Origin of the sequence: Edaphocola aurantiacus, from assembly GCF_019797745.1 — a bacterium.
GTDB lineage: Bacteria > Bacteroidota > Bacteroidia > Chitinophagales > Chitinophagaceae > Edaphocola > Edaphocola aurantiacus.
The window spans coordinates 230,323-250,870 of the sequence record NZ_VOSI01000005.1; the positions used below are offsets into that span (position 1 = coordinate 230,323).

General features: G+C 44.7%; 20 protein-coding genes. 17 read left to right on the forward strand and 3 right to left on the reverse strand.

The window, feature by feature from the left end; translation table 11 throughout:
• Positions 1–34: 34 nt before the first annotated feature.
• Positions 35–1,114 (forward strand): COX15/CtaA family protein, encoded by a 1,080-nt coding sequence (locus FTD44_RS15760; RefSeq protein ID WP_222167334.1) that lies wholly within the window; start codon positions 35–37, stop codon positions 1,112–1,114.
• A 146-nt stretch (positions 1,115–1,260) separates the two neighbouring features.
• Here the strand turns inward: FTD44_RS15760 and FTD44_RS15765 are convergent, their stop codons facing one another.
• Positions 1,261–1,587 (reverse strand): hypothetical protein, encoded by a 327-nt coding sequence (locus FTD44_RS15765; RefSeq protein WP_222167335.1) that lies wholly within the window; start codon positions 1,585–1,587, stop codon positions 1,261–1,263.
• 235 nt (positions 1,588–1,822) lie between these two features.
• On the opposite strand from FTD44_RS15765, the gene FTD44_RS15770 reads away from it, so the two are divergent.
• The 4 genes from FTD44_RS15770 to FTD44_RS15785 all read left to right on the forward strand — a co-directional run bounded on the left by FTD44_RS15770 (position 1,823) and on the right by FTD44_RS15785 (position 5,977).
• On the forward strand, positions 1,823–2,932 hold the full coding sequence (locus FTD44_RS15770) for a sensor histidine kinase (protein ID WP_222167336.1): 1,110 nt from the start codon (positions 1,823–1,825) through the stop codon (positions 2,930–2,932).
• Between the two features lie 2 nt (positions 2,933–2,934).
• Positions 2,935–4,011 carry a histidine kinase gene (locus FTD44_RS15775; RefSeq protein ID WP_222167337.1) on the forward strand — a complete coding sequence of 359 codons (1,077 nt, stop codon included), beginning with the start codon at positions 2,935–2,937 and terminating at the stop codon, positions 4,009–4,011.
• A gap of 62 nt (positions 4,012–4,073) precedes the next feature.
• Positions 4,074–4,802: a LytR/AlgR family response regulator transcription factor gene (locus FTD44_RS15780; RefSeq protein WP_222167338.1), complete on the forward strand. Its 729-nt coding sequence runs from the start codon at positions 4,074–4,076 to the stop codon at positions 4,800–4,802.
• Positions 4,802–5,977, forward strand: coding sequence for a methionine aminotransferase (locus tag FTD44_RS15785; RefSeq protein ID WP_222167339.1), 1,176 nt, complete (start codon positions 4,802–4,804; stop codon positions 5,975–5,977). The genes FTD44_RS15780 and FTD44_RS15785 overlap by 1 nt, the downstream gene beginning before the upstream one ends.
• A 3-nt stretch (positions 5,978–5,980) precedes the next feature.
• Here FTD44_RS15785 and FTD44_RS15790 read toward each other — a convergent pair whose 3' ends face one another.
• Positions 5,981–6,262 carry a DUF721 domain-containing protein gene (locus FTD44_RS15790; RefSeq protein ID WP_222167340.1) on the reverse strand — a complete coding sequence of 94 codons (282 nt, stop codon included), beginning with the start codon at positions 6,260–6,262 and terminating at the stop codon, positions 5,981–5,983.
• 97 nt (positions 6,263–6,359) lie between these two features.
• Here FTD44_RS15790 and FTD44_RS15795 point away from each other — a divergent pair, with 97 nt between their 5' ends.
• The 12 genes from FTD44_RS15795 to FTD44_RS15850 all read left to right on the forward strand — a co-directional run bounded on the left by FTD44_RS15795 (position 6,360) and on the right by FTD44_RS15850 (position 19,212).
• A complete protein-coding gene (locus tag FTD44_RS15795; protein ID WP_222167341.1) occupies positions 6,360–7,112 on the forward strand; it encodes a ZIP family metal transporter in 753 nt (250 codons plus the stop codon).
• A 113-nt stretch (positions 7,113–7,225) separates the two neighbouring features.
• Complete coding sequence (locus FTD44_RS15800; RefSeq protein WP_222167342.1) at positions 7,226–7,597, forward strand: LiaF transmembrane domain-containing protein; 372 nt, start codon at positions 7,226–7,228, stop codon at positions 7,595–7,597.
• 1 nt (position 7,598) lies between these two features.
• Positions 7,599–8,354: a LiaF transmembrane domain-containing protein gene (locus tag FTD44_RS15805; RefSeq protein WP_222167343.1), complete on the forward strand. Its 756-nt coding sequence runs from the start codon at positions 7,599–7,601 to the stop codon at positions 8,352–8,354.
• A gap of 108 nt (positions 8,355–8,462) precedes the next feature.
• Positions 8,463–9,446 carry a sensor histidine kinase gene (locus FTD44_RS15810; protein WP_246625461.1) on the forward strand — a complete coding sequence of 328 codons (984 nt, stop codon included), beginning with the start codon at positions 8,463–8,465 and terminating at the stop codon, positions 9,444–9,446.
• 17 nt (positions 9,447–9,463) lie between these two features.
• Positions 9,464–10,204 (forward strand): LytR/AlgR family response regulator transcription factor, encoded by a 741-nt coding sequence (locus tag FTD44_RS15815; RefSeq protein WP_222167345.1) that lies wholly within the window; start codon positions 9,464–9,466, stop codon positions 10,202–10,204.
• Positions 10,205–10,241: 37 nt separating this feature from the next.
• Positions 10,242–12,593: a TonB-dependent receptor gene (locus FTD44_RS15820; protein WP_222167346.1), complete on the forward strand. Its 2,352-nt coding sequence runs from the start codon at positions 10,242–10,244 to the stop codon at positions 12,591–12,593.
• Between the two features lie 191 nt (positions 12,594–12,784).
• Positions 12,785–13,924, forward strand: coding sequence for a sensor histidine kinase (locus FTD44_RS15825; RefSeq protein ID WP_222167347.1), 1,140 nt, complete (start codon positions 12,785–12,787; stop codon positions 13,922–13,924).
• 68 nt (positions 13,925–13,992) lie between these two features.
• Positions 13,993–15,006, forward strand: a complete 1,014-nt coding sequence (locus FTD44_RS15830) for a bifunctional heptose 7-phosphate kinase/heptose 1-phosphate adenyltransferase (protein ID WP_246625462.1) — start codon at positions 13,993–13,995, stop codon at positions 15,004–15,006.
• Between the two features lie 29 nt (positions 15,007–15,035).
• Positions 15,036–15,974, forward strand: coding sequence for a PfkB family carbohydrate kinase (locus tag FTD44_RS15835; protein ID WP_222167348.1), 939 nt, complete (start codon positions 15,036–15,038; stop codon positions 15,972–15,974).
• The gene (gene pyk, locus FTD44_RS15840) at positions 15,967–17,394 is read left to right on the forward strand and encodes a pyruvate kinase (protein ID WP_222167349.1); all 1,428 of its coding nucleotides are present in this window, start codon (positions 15,967–15,969) and stop codon (positions 17,392–17,394) included. The genes FTD44_RS15835 and pyk overlap by 8 nt, the downstream gene beginning before the upstream one ends.
• A gap of 436 nt (positions 17,395–17,830) precedes the next feature.
• The gene (locus tag FTD44_RS15845) at positions 17,831–18,367 is read left to right on the forward strand and encodes a hypothetical protein (RefSeq protein WP_222167350.1); all 537 of its coding nucleotides are present in this window, start codon (positions 17,831–17,833) and stop codon (positions 18,365–18,367) included.
• A gap of 77 nt (positions 18,368–18,444) precedes the next feature.
• A complete protein-coding gene (locus tag FTD44_RS15850; RefSeq protein WP_222167351.1) occupies positions 18,445–19,212 on the forward strand; it encodes a DUF4382 domain-containing protein in 768 nt (255 codons plus the stop codon).
• A gap of 63 nt (positions 19,213–19,275) precedes the next feature.
• Here the strand turns inward: FTD44_RS15850 and FTD44_RS15855 are convergent, their stop codons facing one another.
• Complete coding sequence (locus FTD44_RS15855; protein ID WP_246625463.1) at positions 19,276–20,427, reverse strand: DegT/DnrJ/EryC1/StrS family aminotransferase; 1,152 nt, start codon at positions 20,425–20,427, stop codon at positions 19,276–19,278.
• Between the last annotated feature and the right edge of the window lie 121 nt (positions 20,428–20,548).

Genomic DNA, 20,548 nt, shown 5'->3' on the forward strand with positions numbered 1-20,548 from the left:
ATTCGGTTGTAACTTCGACCAATTTTTTAAGGCAATGATCGAAAATTATTCAGACCAGGAAAGAAAAAATAAAATCGTCGCATATTGGCTGCTGACGGGCGTTTTCATGATCATCATCCAGACGCTGCTGGGTGGTATAACCCGGCTTTCGGGATCGGGGCTCTCCATTACCGAATGGAATGTGGTGACCGGTACTTTACCGCCGATGAACCAGGATGCCTGGGCGGCAGAATTTGCCAAATACCAGCAGTCTCCGCAATTCAAATACCTCAACCAGGATTTTACCGTTTCAGACTTTAAGTTTATTTTCTTCTGGGAGTGGTTTCACCGCTTATGGGCCCGGCTGATCGGCTTTGTATTTGCCATTCCGTTTATCTACTTCCTGGTCAAGAAATATTTTACCCGTGAGATGGTACTGCCCATCTTTGGTATGTTTGCCCTGGGTGCCTTGCAGGGAGCTATTGGCTGGATCATGGTCGCGAGCGGTCTGGTAGGAGATGCTATTTATGTGCGTCCGACCAAACTGGCCATGCACTTTGTTTTCGCCATGATACTTGCTTGTTATGTATTATGGTTTGCCTTAAAATTACTCGTTCCGAATACAAAGAGGGTACTGAATCCTGCACTGAGCAGACTTACTATAGTGATGCTGGTATTGCTATTCATTCAGCTTACCTATGGTGCCCTCATGGCAGGCCATAAAGCGGCTACTGTAGCGGCCACCTGGCCTACAATTAATGGGATGTGGGTGCCGGATAATATGACGGCTTCACCATCGGGACATTATCTGCTGGAAAATAAGATAACCATTCACTTTATACACCGCGGACTGGCTTACCTGTTATTTGCACTGATCCTGATCTATACCGTTAAAGCGGCAAAAATCAGGCCATCTGCGGTATACAACCGCCAGAAATGGTATCCTATGGTGCTGGTGAGTATACAGGTATTATTGGGAATCTTTACTGTACTGAGCAGTACGACTATACAGGCCAATCGCTGGAGATTGTTCGAAACGATTGCGGAACTGCATCAGCTGGTAGCCATGTTCCTGATGCTGAGTCTGGTGGTACAGGTTTACCTGGTACGTACTAAGCCTGTTGTAGCGGGATAATATTATATACTGAAATTATATGCCTTGTTATAGATGACACCTGTAACAAGGTTTTTTTTGTCCTGCAGACAGGAAGGGATGGGGGAAATGCGGCACTGGAAAGCATGCCTCATCTTTACAGGAAGGAGCTGAAGGTACCTGCTATATTAAGTATGAGAAGTATTAGGCGCTTGCTTGTGCCCGTAGAAATACAGGTTGGTCATAGCAGCCTCTGGTGTAAAGCTGATGCTGAGATAAGGGTTCATGGTGGTTGCAGAAACCTTGTTCTTTACTTTGGAGGCGGCCTCCGCTTTTACCGCAGCAGGCTTTGCTGCTTTCTCTTTTTGTGCAGCATTACTGTTGTTGATCGTTTCGCTGACGCTGACATTATTGGTTGCCATCGCTTTTTCCGAGACTAGCAGGTGTTTGGCCTGCGCCTGGCTGATGCAGCCTAAGCTCAGCATACAGGTAAGAAATGTTAGTTGTGTTTTCATAATGGTGTTTTTGTACAATTAAATAATGGTGAATACATGCTTCATCCGACTCATTCCAATCAACAGTACAAAGGTATAACCGATCTTTCTCCTCAAAGATAACAAATAGATCAATGCCGGTAATTATTCGACGAGTGTCGTGGCGTGTTTTCGTCGAAAAAAACGGGGCTTTCGTCGTAAATATGGCCTGAGCGGATTTTTTATACGCATTTTCGCAATGCAGTAATCTGAAATAATGGATAAGACAAGCACATTCCGGGAGCGATTTAAAGCAGAAGTAACCAAACAGTTTGAAAACCTGTTTGGTGGCCGGCGCTATTGGTTGCATATCGTAGTGGTCTTGCTGAACATCCTCTTTTTCAGCAGTTCCTACTTCTCCGGTTTTGAGCTGGGCAAGAATACCGGTTATGGTATTGTGCTGATGATACTGACGGTAATCACTATTCTGCTTGAGGTGTACACCTTCCTGTTATTGATCATCCCATACGGAAGAGTAAAGCGGAAAGCACTGGTACTGTGGCTTGGATTCCTGCTTAATTTTATACTTTGGTATGCAGTACAAGGAGGACTCATATACCTCATCACACACTTTGTTGCCGGTAAGAGCTATACCATGGCCTATATTGCCGGGTATTCCTTTGGTCGCGCGATCAGGCTCATATGGCTTTTCTTTGCTATTTACTACTTCTTTGACCTGTATTACCAGCAGCGACAGTTTCGTAAATACAAGCAGGGACTAAAGGAGCGGCTGGCCGCAGAGAATCGTTTCCTGAAGTCGCAGATCAATCCGCATTTTCTGTTTAATACATTGAATAACATCTACTCCAAAGCGCTACATAATGTAACGGAGGCAAGTGGGCTGATCGATAAATTAAAGAACCTGCTGCACTATATGCTCTATGAGTGTGAACGGGATTTTGTGCCATTGAAAGGAGAGCTTGCTTTTATACAAAGTTATATTGCCCTGGAAGAAATCCGTAATAAAGCAACACGGCTGCAAATAAGGGTACAGATAGATGGTGAGGTAAAAGAACAATTGATTGCACCCCTGCTGATCGTGAACTTTATCGAGAATGCTTTTAAACATGGGGTAAAGGCGCATACCGAAGAGGCCTTTATCGAACTGCAGCTGCATATAACAGATACCAGGCTGCATATGGAACTGAGCAATACCGTACCGCCGGAAACAGACAAGGCACTGGCGATTAAAAGTGAAGGAGGCATTGGCGTAGAGAATGTACGCAAACGCCTCGCCCTGCTGTATCCCGGTGCACATCAGCTTTCTATCAAAAAAGATAGTACACGCTATACCGTATCGCTAACCCTTAACCTGTTTTCTGCCTGATTATGAAAGATTTTATTGTAGACTATCACGTCCGGGAGAAACTGAAGAACTTTTACCTGCGCAAAGGCCGCTGGCTGATACACCTTTTATACTGGGCCTATGTGTATATATTAGGGCAGGTGAGGGCAGAAGAACCGGTATGGGCCTGGGAGGGTTTCCTGTTGAACTTCCTGTTCGATAACTGGCTCATCATTGTTTTCTACTATCTGTACTGCCTGGTGCTGGTACCGGCCTACCTGAAGAAGGAGCGTTATGGTCGTTTCTGGACTGTGCTGGCCATAGCATTTATCGTACTGCCTGTTGCTGATATGTATTTTCAACTGCATTTTCAGTCCTATGTACCAAAGCAGTACCAGGATTATGACTTCACTGATTTTCATTTCAGAAGCCATGTAGGACAGTTCTATTACCTGTATTTTATGAACTTCCTCCTGTTCTCCACCTTCCTGTTCCTGATGGAGACTGCCGAGAGCCTGACCAATTATCGTGAAGAGCAGGAAGCTGAAGAGGTAAAGCTGCAGCATGAAAAAATGCTGTTGCAGACCAATATAGATCCGGCCTTTGTTATGCATGCACTGGATGGTCTTTCTGCCTTATCGGCCAATAGTGATACCCACACGCCCGATGCGGTGATCCGCTTTTCCGATATCCTTCGTTATCGCCTCTATCGCAGCAATGAAGCCCGGGTACTGCTTGCAGATGAGATCGCGCAGGTGCGCAACCTTTTCGAATTGCAGAACAGCCTGTACGGCCCTTGTTGTATTTTAGAAACAGAAGGAGATACCACCGGAAAGTTTATCCCGACCCTGGCTATGGTCAATATTGCCGAGCCTATATGCAATACCTTTCAGCCCGGTCATGAATGGCAGCTGATTATGTACCTGCTTATCGAGGATAAGCAATTGCATATTGCCATAGAATGGAATGCGGCACTCGCACATAAAGAATCTGTACTGGCTGCAATCAGGCAAAACCTCACCCATTTCTATCCAGAAGAGTCAGCCGTACTGGATACAGAACTGATGGACTATAACTATAGCATACGCATCAGCCTGCCCATGCATTATACAGCTACATAAAGCTTGTCTGCTACGGGATTTACTCCTATCTTTGGTAAGCACCTTTTGTACTTAGAGAAAAAATGAACTGCTTAATCATTGATGATGAACCCCTGGCTATTGATATCATTGCGGCGCATTGTGCCCAACACAGCGATATCAAAGTTATAGATACCTGTTGTATGGCTATGGAGGCTTTCCAGGCTTTGCACCAGTACGAAATAGATCTTATCTTCCTGGATATAAATATGCCTGTTGTCAGCGGGTTGAATTTTCTTAAATCCTTAAAAGATCCTCCAGCGGTAATCCTCACCACTGCTTATCCTGATTACGCACTGGAAGGCTATGAATTAAATGTAGTAGACTACCTGCTGAAACCGATTTCGCTCGAGCGATTCAATATGGCTATTGATAAAGTGCGCCAAAGACTGGCATTGCCCAAACCTGCTGTAGCAGATACGGCGAGCGTGCGTAACCTCAGTGTGGCTCAAAGCGGACCGGTTAAGAATTTTATCTTTATTAAATCCAATGGCAAACTGGTCAAGCTGGACTTCTCTGATATACATTATATCGAGGGTATGAAAGATTACCTGAAGATCTACACACATGATAAAGTGCATGTGATTCATCAGACGATGAAGAATATGGAGGAGCAATTGCCGGAATCATTGTTCAGAAGGGTACATAAATCTTATATTATCGCCCTGAATGCCATCAAACAGATTGATGGAAACTGCATAGAAACAGAGAAAGGCGGTGTACCGCTGAGTAGTACTTACAGAGACGCTTTACTGAAAACGATAGAAAAATAATGGAGACAAACAATACGTCTACACCTGCCGAGCGCCTGCCCCGCAAGCATTCGGGTGCAGATATGACTATATTCAGCGTAATGAGCATGCTGGCACAGGAATGTGGTGCCGTAAACCTCTCACAGGGCTTTCCCGATTATCCGATCGATGCGCGCCTGATGGAGAATCTATTTGAGGCAGCCCGTAAGGGAATGAACCAGTATGCACCCATGGCTGGCTTACCGGCACTGCAACTGGAGATCTGTACACATGTGACGCGCCAGACCGGCGTGGCTTGTACCCCTGACCAGGTAACGGTTACACCAGGTGCCAGTTATGGAATATATACCGCATTGGCCACTATATTACAGGCAGGAGATGAAGTCATTATCCTGGAGCCTGCTTACGATAGTTATATACCAGCCATTGAGGTTAATGGGGGAACAGTAGTGCCTGTGGCCTTACAGCCCGGAACCTTTGCCCCGGACTGGCAGCTGATTGCTGATCGCATCAGCCCCAAAACAAAAGCAATTATCGTCAATACCCCTCATAACCCCACCGGAACGGTATGGAGTACAGCAGACTGGGAGCAGTTATATCAGCTGATCGCCGGTAAGCAGATCTATATCATATCTGATGAGGTATATGAGCAGGTAATCTTTGACGGGGTGCTGCATAACAGTGTATGGTCACACGAGGGATTGCGGGAGCATTGTTTTGCAATCTATTCTTTCGGTAAGGCCCTGCATAATACCGGCTGGAAGGTCGGTTACGTGCTGGCTCCTGCAGACCTGAGCAAAGCTTTTCGCCGTATACATCAATACCTGGCCTTTTCAGTAAACACTCCCGCACAAGGAGCAGTTGCCGCTTTTATGGCGCAGCAGCAGGTCAATGACAGCAGTCTTATTCTGGAGCAAAAAAGAAATTATTTTATTGAGCTGTTGAAGGATCTGCCGTTTACGATACCGTATATATCGAAGGGTAGTTATTTTCAGCTGGCTGACTATAGTGCAGTGAGCGACCTGCCGGATACAGAGTTTGCCAAATGGCTTACCCGTGAGGCTGGGGTGGCTACCATACCCATCAGTGCATTTTACAGAAAGGGTTCCGATCAGCGACTGATCCGTTTTTGTTTTGCAAAGAAAGAAGAAACGTTATCAGAAGCTGTAAACAGGATGAAAGCGAGGTTGTTATAAAGGCTACTTGATCTGTATGTCCTTTACAACTGCTTCGCCGAAGTGTTGGTTTATGCTCTGGATCAACTGATCTTTGGCGTAACGCAATTCCTGCTTGAGCGGAGCGACGGTAGTAGTAATGGTAAGGATACGATTGTACAGGTGTACTTCCTGGGTATATTTAGCAATGGTTTTGCCCACGATCTTTTCCCAGTCTGTACGCATGCGGATCTGGAGCATACGCTGCTTCCATCCGTTGCTTTCCAGCACCTGCTTTATTGCATCACCAATTGACATCTGACCCATACTGAACACTGTTGTATAACCTGAACGGTAAAGCTACTATTTTTTAAAAATTTAGCATTATAATTCTTTATTTAAACTGTATTTTTGCGCCCTCTGTATGTTACTTGTCTACAATATATCACTACTCATAATCACCGTCATCGGGGGCAGTATCCCGCTCTGGACCAGCTCCTGGTCTGATAAGCGTATGAAAAACCTGCTGGCTTTTTCCGGTGCATATCTCCTGAGTATTACCATGCTGCATCTGATACCTGAATCGGTAGAGAATGTGGGCTTTGCAGCCGGTGGTTATATGTTGCTTGGGTACTTTTTACAACAGATACTACAGAAGTTTACCCACGGGGTAGAACATGGTCACCATCATAGTACTGGTCATCAGCATCATTTACCCATTGTAAGTTTGTTTTTTGGTATGGCCCTGCATGCTTTTGCAGAAGGTATACCATTGGGTACTACCTATCATGAAGATAGTACTGTACCATCTCTGTACCTGGCCATAGCCCTGCATAAACTGCCGGAAGCCATGCTATTGGTGTCTTTACTGATACACAGCCATCGTTCTAAAAATGCATCTCTGCTGTGGTTATGCCTGTTTGCCCTGCTGACGCCGGTATCCAGTATGCTGACTCATTATGCAGGCATACAACTGATCTCCTTTGCCACGGCATTGCCATACATCATTGCAGTAGTAACCGGTTCATTCCTCCAGATTGGTACTACCATCTTTTTTGAAAGCGGCAGTAATGCACATGATATGTCCTGGCGCCGCTGGATCGTGATCCTCGCCGGTATCGGCATGGCACTCTTATCCGTGATCGGGCAGGGGCATGATCACGTTCATGCACACTAACACCTCATTTACCGAGTATATAATTTCATTTACCGAAAGCATTTGGGCCGCGAAATATTCGCGGCCTACTTTTGTTTCAGAAAATAAAGCACAAATAAATAAATCGAATTTTTATGGAACAGATTTCTCAACCTTACTTCAAGTCCTGCGATACCCGGGCCGACGATCGTCTGAGGCAGGTGGCCAAAGGTGGCCTGCTGATTACACTGGGTGTGGCCATCCTGTTGCGCAAGATGCCGGAGACCGCTTACCTCATGCCGGACTGGCTGTTCGGACCACACACATTGCTGATGCTCCTGGGGCTGTACAATGGCGTGAAGCACCGCTTTAGCAATACCACATGGTTGATTTTAGTTTTAGTTGGTGTATATTTAGCGCTCAGAAAATATTCAGATATCGGTTTTCATGACCTGAACTTTGTAGGGTTACCGGTAGCGATCGTTGTCGTGGGCATTTACATAATGTTTAAAAGAAGCAGAAAATAATATGGAACAGCAATATAATTTCGAAGGAGAACAATTCAAGCAACCGACTCCACCTCCGAATAATCCTCTGAACAAACGTAATGACAATACCATCATTGGTATCCTTGTTGTACTCTTCGGTATCTTTCTCTTTTTACGGAATACCAATATTATCGAAGGTCCATTCCTGAGGCTGGTTACCTCCTTCCCGGTATTTATGATCGCAGGTGGTCTGATCCTGGGGGCACGCAACAACTTCCGCCTGGGTGGCTGGGCTGTACTGACAGGAATCGGTATCTTCCTCTTCCTGCAGAAGCTGCACCTTAATGTAGGTCAGTTTATCCTGCCTACTTTATTAGTGGGTATTGGTATACACCTCCTGGTCAGAAACCGTAACAAAGAAGCTACAGAGACAAGACAAAAACAATATGGCGGTACCAATGAAGACTACGTAAATATAGATTCTATATTCTCCGGTGCAGACCGCATTGTACAGACCCACAACTTTCGCGGGGGCAATGTATCTTCTGTATTCGGTGGGGTAAAGCTGGATTGCAAACAAGCCAACCTGGAAGAAGATGCGGTACTGAACCTGACGGTATGTTGTGGTGGCGTGGAACTGATTGTACCGGCCAACTGGATCGTGATCAATGATGCGACCGTGATCCTGGGTGGCGTAGAAGATAAACGCAGACTGGTGAATATGACCGGTTATGAAAAAAGACTGATCCTGAGAGGTACTGTGGTATGTGGTGGCATTGATATTAAAAGCTATTAACCGCAAAACCTGATGAAGCAAACCCTATCAGCAAACAACACAAATATAATTGTCTCGGTATTTCTTCTGGTATTGAGCATAGTAGAGGCATATTGGCTTATGGTCAGTATGCACTTTACTTTAGCGACAGCTGCCAGCCTGGTACTGATTGTGAATGTAACACTGTTCGCCCTGTTCTACCTTACTTCCCAGACAAGACTGGGCTGGTTGCGGGAACAAAATATACCGGTGCTGATCGTACAGAGTTTTCTCTATGCGATTGTCTGTATATTCACGGTTAAATGGACCTTTGACGGATTGTTCCCAGAGGTACAACTGATCCCGCTTTGGGGCAATGCCTTTTTTATCCTGGGCATTACTTCCTGGATATTACTGTCTTTCTTTTCTGTGATCCATCACCTGAGTAAGATCGTAGCGGCACAAAAACAGCAATTACATGTAGAGAACCATGTACAACAATTAAAGAACGATGCAGAACTGTTCAAACTGAGGCAGCAACTGCATCCGCACTTCTTATTCAACAGCCTCAACTCTGTCAATGCACTGATCGGCGGCAATCCCAAACTGGCGCGGGAGATGCTGATGAAGCTCTCTACATTCCTGAGGCAAACCCTCAAAAAAGAAGATGATCAGCTGGTATTATTGTCGACCGAACTGGAAGAGCTGCACCTGTACCTGGATATTGAAAAAGTAAGATTCGGTGATCGCCTGCAGGTAGAAGAGTCTATACCCGAGCAACTTTCTGAGATCAGGATACCTCCGTTTCTGCTGCAACCGTTGGTAGAGAATGCAATTAAATTCGGACTCTATGGCACTTTAGGTAATGTGCTGATCTCCATCACCGTTACAGAGATGGAGCACTTTTTTAAATTTGAAATCACCAATCCTTTTGATAAAGAAAGCATAGCGCCCAAGGGTACAGGCTTCGGACTCAAGTCCATTGCCCGCAGGTTGTACCTGCTCTATGCCCGTAACGACCTGCTCAAAACAGAACGGATCGAGGGCGGGCAGCCGGAGGATATGGATACCTTCTTCGCCCGCTTATTTATACCCAAGGAAACAATATTGCCTGAACAGGCGCAAACGAACTGATATAAATCCTCTTTATTATGTTGAAATGTATACTAATTGATGATGAGCCATTGGCCAGGAGCATGCTCAAAGAAATGCTGCAGGACGTAGACGGAATTGAGATTGTAGGAGAGTGCAGCAATGGGTTTGAAGGTGTGAAAAGCATACAGGCATTGCAGCCGGATATCGTATTCCTGGATGTGCAGATGCCGAAGATCAATGGTTTTGAAATGCTGGAGCTGCTGGACGAAAAACCCAATGTTATTTTTATCACCGCTTTTGACGAGTATGCCGTACAGGCATTTGAAGTGAATGCGATAGATTACTTATTGAAACCCATAGAGCCGGCACGATTAACTAAAGCAATTGATCGTATTCGCTCCAAGAGTACTGTGGTGGCAGCACCTAAGGCTGCCGATGAACCGGAGAAGAATATATTCCTGCCGGAACAGATGCAAAGGGTAGTGGTAAAGGATAATGGTGAGATCAAGATCATTCCGCTGGCACAGATCCTGTTCCTGGAAGCGGCAGATGATTATGTGAAGATACAGACCCAGGATAAGTACTACCTCAAGTACCAGACCATGTCTAAATTTGAACAGCAATTACCACCTGCACAATTTGTGCGCGTGCACCGTTCCTATTTTGTAAATGTCACGTATATCAATAAAATAGAGCTGCTCGAGAAAGAACAGTACTGTATTTTGTTAAAGACAGGCCAAAAAATCCCGGTGAGCAAAAGTGGCTATGCAAAGCTGAAATCTTTCTTGGGCATTTAAGCCGCATCAGCTATTTTTGTTAGAATTTCATATAACGATGAAAAAAACACTTCCACTACTGCTCGTCATAGTGTTCCCTATATCCCTGCTGGCACAGAAAAGAGTAACCGTAAGCGGTTATATTAAAGATGGCACCAACGGGGAGACCCTGATCGGTGCAAATGTATTTGCCTCAGAAAGCAAGGAAGGTACCGCTGCTAATACTTACGGGTTCTATTCCCTGAGTCTGAAACCGGGTACTTATACCATTCGGTACAGCAGCATGGGATTAAAAGACTATGTAGTTAATCTTACGCTGAATAACGATACCACCATTAATGCAGACCTGCAGAATGAGAATAACCGCGACCTTGAAGAGGTAGTGGTAACCGGAGAGCGTGCAGATAAAAATGTAAGTGGTACACAGATGGGTACCATTGGATTGACTACAGAAAAGATCAAAAAACTACCAGTTGTTTTCGGGGAGTCTGATGTGCTCAAAGCCATACAACTCTTGCCCGGCGTACAATCTGCCGGTGAGGGTCAGTCGGGCTTTTATGTGCGCGGAGGTGGTCTGGATCAGAACCTGGTGTTGCTGGATGAGGCTGTGGTATACAATACCGGTCACCTGTTCGGCTTTTTCTCTATATTCAACTCCGATGCCATTAAGAATGTTAACCTGGTAAAAGGTGCGCCACCAGCCAATTACGGCGGTCGCTTATCTTCTGTACTGGATGTAAACATGAAAGATGGTAATAATAAAAAGTTTGGAGGAGAGGGGGGTATCGGGCTTATTGCCTCACGCCTGACCCTTGAAGGCCCGATTGTAAAAGATAAAGGTTCCTTTATGATCTCCGGTCGCAGAACCTATATCGATGTCATCACAAAGCCATTCCTCAAAGGAAATGCAAAGGGCAGCGGTTATTATTTTTATGATGCCAACCTTAAGGCGAATTATCGCCTGGGCAAAAAAGACCGTTTGTACCTGAGTGGTTATTTTGGAAAAGATGTATTCAATTTCAAAAGCCAGAGCGGCGATTTTGATGTAAAGGTACCCTGGGGCAATGCTACAGGAACCCTGCGCTGGAATCACCAGTTCAATGATAAGCTATTTATGAATGTTTCGGCAATTTATAACAGCTACAACTTCCAGTTTACCGGTGGCCAGAACGATTTATACATTACCCTGAAATCAGGTATTAGGGACTGGAACGGTAAAGTGGATTTTGACTACTATACTTCCTTCGGACACCATTTCAAATACGGGGTAAACTATACCTATCATACCTTTACGCCAAGCCAGTTATCCGGCTCTTCGGCAGATTCTATGTTCAGTGTAGACAATCCGTTTATTAAGTATGCTCATGAATCGGCAGTATACCTGACCGATGAGTTCGACCTGGGACCTGTAGTGAAGATCAATGCAGGTATACGTTACTCCCTGTTCAATCAAATGGGGCCATATACCAATTATACCTATAATGGTAATGGTAACAAGATCGACAGTACTACATTCGGCAGCGGTGATCTGGTGAAAACTTATGGTGGCTGGGAACCGAGAATAGGTGCCCGTTTTGCCCTGAGCGAATCGTCTTCGATCAAAGCAGCGGTGGCCAGAAGTATGCAATACATACACCTGGTTTCCAACAACGGCAGCACCTTACCTACAGATGTATGGATGCCGAGTACACTGATTGTACAACCGCAGAAAGCATGGCAATATTCATTGGGCTACTTCCAGAACTTCCTGAACAATGCCCTGGAAACTTCTGTAGAAGTATACTATAAAGACCTTAAGAATCAGATCGAATATCGTGAAGGCTATACGCCCAATAATGTACGCGATCCGGAAGCAGACCTGGTATTCGGTACCGGACAGGCGTACGGTGCAGAGTTCTTTGTCAATAAGACCAAAGGAAAATTCACCGGTTGGGTAGGTTATACGCTGGCCTGGACCAACAGGCGTTTTGCCTTATTAAATAATGGCGATCCATTCCCGGCTAAGTATGACCGCAGACATGATCTGTCGATCGTAGCCAATTATGAGTTTAGCAAAAAATGGAATGCCTCGGCTGTGTTTGTGTATGCCACAGGTAATGCCATTACACTGCCTACCGGTTATTACTTTATCGACGGTAAGCTGGTGCAGGATTATAGTAAGATCAACCAGTACCGCATATTCCCATACCACCGCTTAGACCTGTCGGTAAATTATACACCGAGAGCAGACTCAAAGAGAAGAGTCAAAGGAACCTGGTCATTCTCTATATACAATGTATACAGCAGACTGAATCCTTATCTGCTCTATGTCAGCACGGAAGGTACCCTGCAACAGGGCACCGATGTCAAAGTAAAACAGGTATCCATCTTCCCGATTATACCGAGTATAACATACAATTTTAAATTTTAAAACAAGCGGCACACTTCAAAGTGTGCCGCTTTCGTTTATGCTATTGCTTGTTGTACTAACATTTTGGATCAAGACCAAAGGTAGTAAAGGCATAAATGGGTATATGTTACGCTGAAAAGAGCGAAAAAAATTATACCTGTTGTTTACTAAAAGCAGCTATGTATTTAGCATTATATCCCTATTTTTGAGACATGATTAAACAATTTCTGACCTGGCGCAGTTTTGCTATCCTTTTCGGACTGGCAATCGTGGCCATTTCTTTTTATTACATCAACGGTATTACAAAAGAAATGGAAGTGGCGGAAAAGGAAAAAGTAAAGACCACCATAGAAGGTATCAAATACCTGAACCAGCTGGAAAACAATTCAGATGCGAATTTTGCCACCTCCATCGTGGCACAGAATAAGACCATTCCTATCATTATTGTGAGCGATGACGGCAATAACATCTACATCAATCTGGACTCGAATCAGGTACAAAAGGACAGCGCATTTGTCGATAAAAAAATCAAGGAGTATAAAGCACTGAAGCAGTATTTCGTTTCCGATTTTGGCTATGGTCGATCCACCATATATTATGGCAATTCGGCCATGCTGGAGCGATTGAAATATTACCCTTTGATGCAGATTGCCATTATTACCGTATTCATCAGTATCGTAATCATTGCCATATTTAATGCCCAGAGAAGCCTGCAGAACCAGGTATGGGTGGGCATGTCCAAAGAGACCGCACACCAGATGGGTACACCTTTATCCTCAATAGTTGGCTGGCTCGAACTCCTGAAAGACAATGAAGAAAACCGTGAGTCTGTAGAAGAAATGGAGAAAGATGTACTGCGCCTGAAACTGGTGGCAGACCGTTTTTCCAAGATCGGCTCTATACCGGTCCTGGAGGAAGAAAACCTGGTGCCAAGGTTGCAGAATATGGTGGATTATATGCAGCTGCGTGCGCCCAAGAAAGTGCAGATCACCTTTGACAGTAATGGTGCTGAGGAAGCCTGTTACCTGTTGAGCGGTCCGCTGTTTGACTGGGTGATCGAGAACCTGATCCGTAATGCACTGGATGCGATGGAGGGTGCGGGCAAGATCCATATCAATATGACCAATACTACCCGCCAGATTGTGATTGATGTCTGCGATACCGGTAAGGGGATGCCTAAGACCTCTTATAAAAAGGTGTTCAATCCCGGCTATTCGACCAAACAGAGAGGCTGGGGCCTGGGCTTATCACTGGCCAAGCGTATCATTAATGTATACCACAATGGTCAGATATTTGTAAAGAACTCAGAAATAGGAAAAGGCACTACTTTTCGGATAATATTAACCCGTTAGACACAGAATAATAAAGAACGCTAACCGTGAAAATAGCCTAACTTTGCAGTATAGGATTGAGATAAATTATGTACCAGACACTGATGGCAGAAAAAGAGATTGACATAGAAGAAATATTTGACCAGTTCGAAGACCTGCGCGTTGTCGTGGTCGGGGATGTGATGCTGGATAAATACTTCTGGGGAACTGTAGACCGCATTTCTCCGGAGGCGCCTGTGCCTGTGGTGCGGGTAAACCAGAAAGAATCGCGTCTGGGTGGTGCCGCCAATGTAGCCCTTAACTGTAAGCAATTGGGGGCACAGGTTACGATAGCCAGCGTAATCGGAAACGATGCAGATGGTATTGTACTGAGAGATATGCTGAAGAATGCCGGTATCGGTACTGAATTACTGCATAACAGTGAGCACAGACCAACGACTACCAAATCCCGTATCATCAGCCGTAACCAGCAAATGATACGCCTGGACGAGGAAGTGACAGAGGAGCTGAACATTAAAGAAGAGCACCATTTCATTGACACCACATTGCGCTTTTTGCAGATCGAAAAGCCACATCTGGTCATCTTTGAAGACTATAATAAAGGTGTCCTCAAGCAGAATATCATTGACAAAATCATTGCACATTGTAAGAACATAGGGATTACAACTGCAGTCGATCCCAAGTTTGCAAATTTCCTGAATTATAAAGAAGTAGACATCTTCAAACCCAACCTGAAAGAAGTAAAAGAAGGTTTAGGTATTGACGTAGATGTATTGAATGAGAAGACCTTATTCGATGTGCATCTGCGCTTATCAGAAGAGATCAATCATAAAGTGACCCTGCTGACGCTGTCTGAACATGGTATGTACTATCATGATAACACACAGGGTGCGCTGATACCAACTATGGTACGCAGTGTATCGGATGTATCCGGTGCGGGAGATACCGTAATTGCGGTAGCTGCTATGGTATATGAACTTACCCGTGATGTGGCTGTTATGGCACAATGGAGTAATCTTGCCGGCGGACTGGTCTGCGAAGAAGCAGGTGTAGTGCCTATTTCAAGAGAAGTATTTTTAAAAGAACTGCAACAAAAATTTTAAACCCAAAGCAAAACAACAGAATTTAAACAATGTCATTAGTTATCGTTGGTACCATGGCGTTCGACGCCTTAGAGACTCCATTCGGAAAAGTAGATCGTATTATCGGAGGCTCTGCCACTTACGCCGCATGGGCAGCTTCAAACTATTATCATAATATCAAACAGGTTTCTGTTGTAGGTGGTGATTTTCCTCAGGAAGAAATGGACCTGCTGGCAGATCGTGGTGTAAGCTGCGAGGGTGTTGAAATAAAAAAAGATGAGAAAAGCTTTTTCTGGAGTGGTCGTTACCACGAAGACATGAATACCCGTGATACACTGGTTACAGACCTTAATGTACTGGCAGATTTTAATCCTGTTTTGCCGGAATCCTACCAGGATTGCACATACCTGATGCTGGCCAACCTGGCTCCTGCAGTACAGCAGAGCGTGATCAACCAGATGAAAACACGTCCGAAACTGATCATTATGGATACCATGAATTTCTGGATGGAAATTGCCATGGATGATCTGCGGGAGACAATGAAAATGGTAGACCTGATCGTACTGAACGATGGTGAAGCCAGACAACTGACCGGGCAGTACTCTTTGGTGAAAGCCGCACAACAGATCCGTGAAATGGGTCCTAAGTATGTGGTGATCAAAAAAGGAGAGCACGGCGCTTTATTATTCCACGAAGACAAAGTATTCTCTGCACCAGCATTGCCGCTGGAAGAAGTATTTGACCCGACAGGTGCCGGCGATACTTTTGCAGGAGGTTTCATTGGCCATATTGCTAAAGAAGACGATTTCAGCTTTGAAACGATGAAAACAGCCGTGATCATGGGTTCTGCCATGGCTTCTTTCTGTGTAGAAAAATTCGGACCGGAAAGAATGAAAGAGATCACCGATGCGGACATTAAACAACGCCTGGAGCGCTTCAGTGAACTCACGAATTTTAACCAAGTGATATATACTAAAGAAAATGCTTAGAAAAACAAAAATTGTCGCGACCGTAGGTCCGGCAAGTGATACGTATGAGAAATTATTAGGATTAGTAGAGGCAGGGGTAAATGTGTTCAGACTTAATTTTTCACATGGTGCGTACGAAAAACATAAAGAGGTAATTGACCTTATCCGTAAGATCAATGCCGAATATCCGTTCAATATTGCCATCCTGGCCGATCTGCAGGGACCTAAACTGCGTATCGGTGAAATGGAGAACAATGGTGTGTTCTTTGATGAAGGAGATATCATCACGTTCACCAATGAGCAATGCGTGGGCAATAAAGAACAGGTGTACATGTCGTATACCGAATTTGCTAAAGATGTAAAAGTTGGCGAAACTGTTTTACTGGACGATGGTAAGATTGAAACCAAAGTGGTAGAGATCTTTGCTGCCGAAGGTAAGGTAAGAGCCCGCGTGGTAAATGCTGGTATCCTTTCTTCCAAAAAAGGGGTGAACCTGCCGGATACAGCCGTATCTATTCCGTCCCTGACAGAGAAAGACCTGAGAGATCTGGACTTTATCATTGAGCAGGAGATCGACTGGATCGGTTTGTCTTTTGTGCGTAAACCAGAGGATATCAAGAATTTACGTGCGCTGATTGAAGCCAAGAACAGCGGAGCCAAGATCATTGCAAAAATAGAAAAACCAGAAGCGCTGGAACACCTGCGTGATATCATTATTGCTTCTGATGCGGTAATGGTGGCCCGTGGCGACCTGGGTGTAGAACTGCCCCTGGAGCGCATTCCGAATATACAGAAAGAAATCGTGCGCAAATGTATACACCGTGCCAAACCGGTGATCATTGCAACACAGATGATGGAAAGTATGATGGACCGTACCCGTCCTAACCGCAGTGAGATCACTGATGTAGCCAATGCGGTACTGGAAGGAGCAGATGCCGTAATGCTGAGTGGTGAAACCGCTATGGGACAACATCCTGCACTGGTTGTGAAAACGATGTCCAACATTATTGTAGAAACGGAAAAACAGGAAATGGTATATAACCGAAACCTGACTCCGCAACCGCACTCACCTAGCTTCCTGAGCGATGCTTTATGTTACAATGCCTGTAAAATTGCAGAAGACATTAAGGCCAATGCCCTGATTGGTATGACACAGAGTGGCTATACCGGGTTTATGCTATCCAGCTTCCGCCCGCATGCACCACTGTTTGTCTTTACCAAGACACAGTCGCTGGTGAACCAGTTGAGCCTGAGCTGGGGTGTAAATGCATTCTTCTACAGTAATGAAGAAGGGCTGGACGATATCATCTTCGAACAGATCGATTTCTTAAAACAGAAAGGCTTACTGAAGAAAGACGATGTGGTAGTCAATACCGGTAGTACACCTGTATCGGCACACTTACCCACCAATATGCTTAAGATTACTAAAATAAGCTGGTAATCATTATTCAGCTTTTATAAGAAGAAGCCCTGCATTTCAGAATGCAGGGCTTCCTTGTTTATATATAATTACGCTTGATGCCTGTCGAAGTGAAGATCTTCTTTCCATTTTCTACTCCAAAAAAACTGTTAAAAACAGTTGAAGAATCCGTTTGGCTAATCTATATGTCACTACATCGGAGGCTCATATATATGGACTTAATAGTATTGTTTTAATAGCTTGATATTTAGCTTTTTATGAGCTTCTGCTCTTCCTGATAAGCAATGAAAATACATAAAACACATCCATTTTATATGGTAATGTTCTGTTATGTTTAGGGCTGAAACCCTTTACAGATAAGCATTTTTCGTAACTTGTATGATGTAAAGTTACTCCTCCTTTTTAAACCTTTGCTCCCACTATGCAATCAAAGGACAAACTATTAAAACATTGGGTTATGAAAAAGGGATTAATCATTTTAGGAGCACTCATGATGTTCTCCTTTACGCAGATAACAGACGTTGCCGCTCAAGGCAAAGGCCATGGTAAGGGCAACGGACACGGTAATAATGGCCATGGAGGCAAAGGCAACCAGGGTAAAGAATATTACAAGCAAGACAAACATGTATACAAAACGGTAAGAAAAAGCAACAAAACAGTTGTGTATAACCATAACAAGGGATACCGTCGCGGCGGACCTCCTGCCTGGGCACCGGCTCATGGCTACCGTATGAAACAACACGTATACTTCCCGGATTACTATGCATTCTATGATCCGTACCGTAACGGATATGTATACTGGAATAACAGTGCCTGGATCTTCAGTGCAGTACCGCCACCATATATGACCGGTGTAAACCTGAATAGGGCGAGGGTACAAATCGTTTCAGATATTCCATTGACGACCAGACCGGAACGTTACTGGAGACGTTACTATAACTCTTATCCGCCAAACGGCAGTGTTAACATCAACATTAACTTACCAATCAGGTAAACCTGTAGTTTCTGAAAGCGCTAAATGGCTTTCAGAAACTATTTATTTTCAACTATATAAAAAAACAGGAGGGGGAAATGAAAAAAATAGCCGTTTTATTAATGCTCGTTTTGTCGGTAATGGGTATCTATTCCTGTTCCAAGGACAAAGAAGGTCAGGCAAAGGTGAAAGTAATGCTGACCGACGCACCGGGTATTTACGATGCTGTCTATGTTGATATTCAACGCATCGAATTTAATGTAAATAATGAATGGCATACCCTGAATCCTGTGGTTCCGGGCGTGTATAACCTGATGGAGCTGAGCAATGGTATTGATACGCTGATGGGCGATATCTTATTGCCTCCGGGACAGATCAGCCAGATCAGACTGATACTGGGTAGTCAGAATAGTGTAGTGGTAGGTGGTGTAAGCCATCCGCTTAATACCCCTTCGGCCCAGCAAAGCGGACTGAAATTGAATCTGCATACCACACTGGAAGCGGGCAAGTCTTATACCATATGGCTGGACTTCGATGCCGGTAAGTCAATTGTAGCAACCGGTTCGGGAAATTATAACCTGAAGCCCGTGATTCGTGCTTACAGTGATCTGACCAATGGCCGTATCCAGGGTAATGTTTTACCCATGACTGCCAACACCATAATCTATGCTATCTCCGGTACAGATACCTTTTCTGCTATTCCGGATGCTGCGGGTAATTTCCTGATTTCGGGATTACCACAGGGCACCTATAATGTATGGTTTGATGCAGATGCTGCTACTGGTTTTAATGACCAGGTGGTCAATAATGTTTCGGTTACCTTCGGGAATATAACCGTATTACCACCGGTATTGTTACTGCCTTAACAGGAGCATTGATCTTGTAATACATATAAAGAATAAGCCCCGGCACATGCCGGGGCTTATTCTTTATGATTGTGTGTATTGATTGACCATAGCACTGATGTATTGAATCGTTTCCTCATCCATTTCTGTATGTATCGGGAGCGATAAAACAGTTCTGGATAATTGCTCTGAAACCGGAAGTTGCCATCCGGCCGGTACAAAAGGCTTCATAGCCTCCTGCAGATGGCAGGGTACAGGGTAGTAGATCATGCTGGGAATACCCGCTTCCTTAAGCCTGGCCTGCAATTGCGCCCGATCGATGTGGCTGGCCAGTTGCATCGTGTACTGATGGTATACATGCGTAGCCTTCGGATCTTTGTATGGAGTTTTGATATTAGGGTTTTGTGCAAAAGCAAGATCATATTGTGCTGCAACAGCAATGCGTGCGGCACAGTACTGATCCAGGAGCGGTAGCTTTATCCTTAAGATTGCGGCCTGTATAGTATCCAGTCTGCTGTTGCAGCCAATGCGTTCATGATGGTATTTCTTTTGCTGACCATGATTGGCAATCATATTCATCACTGTGAAGAGCGCTTCATCATTAGTAAATAATGCACCGCCATCTCCGTAACAGCCTAAGTTTTTAGAAGGGAAGAATGAAGTAGATGCCATATGTCCCATCGTTCCGGTATGGACTGTGCGTCCGTCAGCAAAAGTATAGCGACCGCCCAGCGCCTGTGCATTATCTTCTATAATGGCAATATTATGCTGCTGCGCCAGTTGCAGCAAAGGCTCCATATCGGCCGACTGCCCGAACAGGTGTACCGGCACAATGGCGCGGGTACGGGCCGTAATCGCTTGTTTCGTTGCGGCAATACTGATATTAAACGTATCCGGATCTACATCTACAAATACCGGTTTCAGTCCCAGTAGAGCAATAACCTCTGCAGTCGCAAAATAAGTGAATGAAGGGGTAATAACTTCATCGCCGGGCTGCAGGTCCAGCGCCATGAGTGCAATCTGTAATGCATCTGTACCATTGGCACAGGGCACCACATGCGCAGCACCGGTATAGCCTGCCAGCTCTTGTGCAAAATCCTGAACAGCCCGCCCTTTAATAAACGCAGTACTGTCAATCACTTCCTGTATCGCCTCATCCACGGCTGTTTTGATGTGAAGATATTGTCCTTTAAGGTCTACCATTTGTATGGCAGCAGCTGGTTTTACGGGTGTCATATGGGTATGTATATATGCGTGTGATCGGGTGTACAAAAGTAACGAAAACAATAGTTATTCTGGTATCTAAAAAAGCCCCGGATAGAGATCCGGGGCGTACTTGTGTATAAATCTAGAGGTG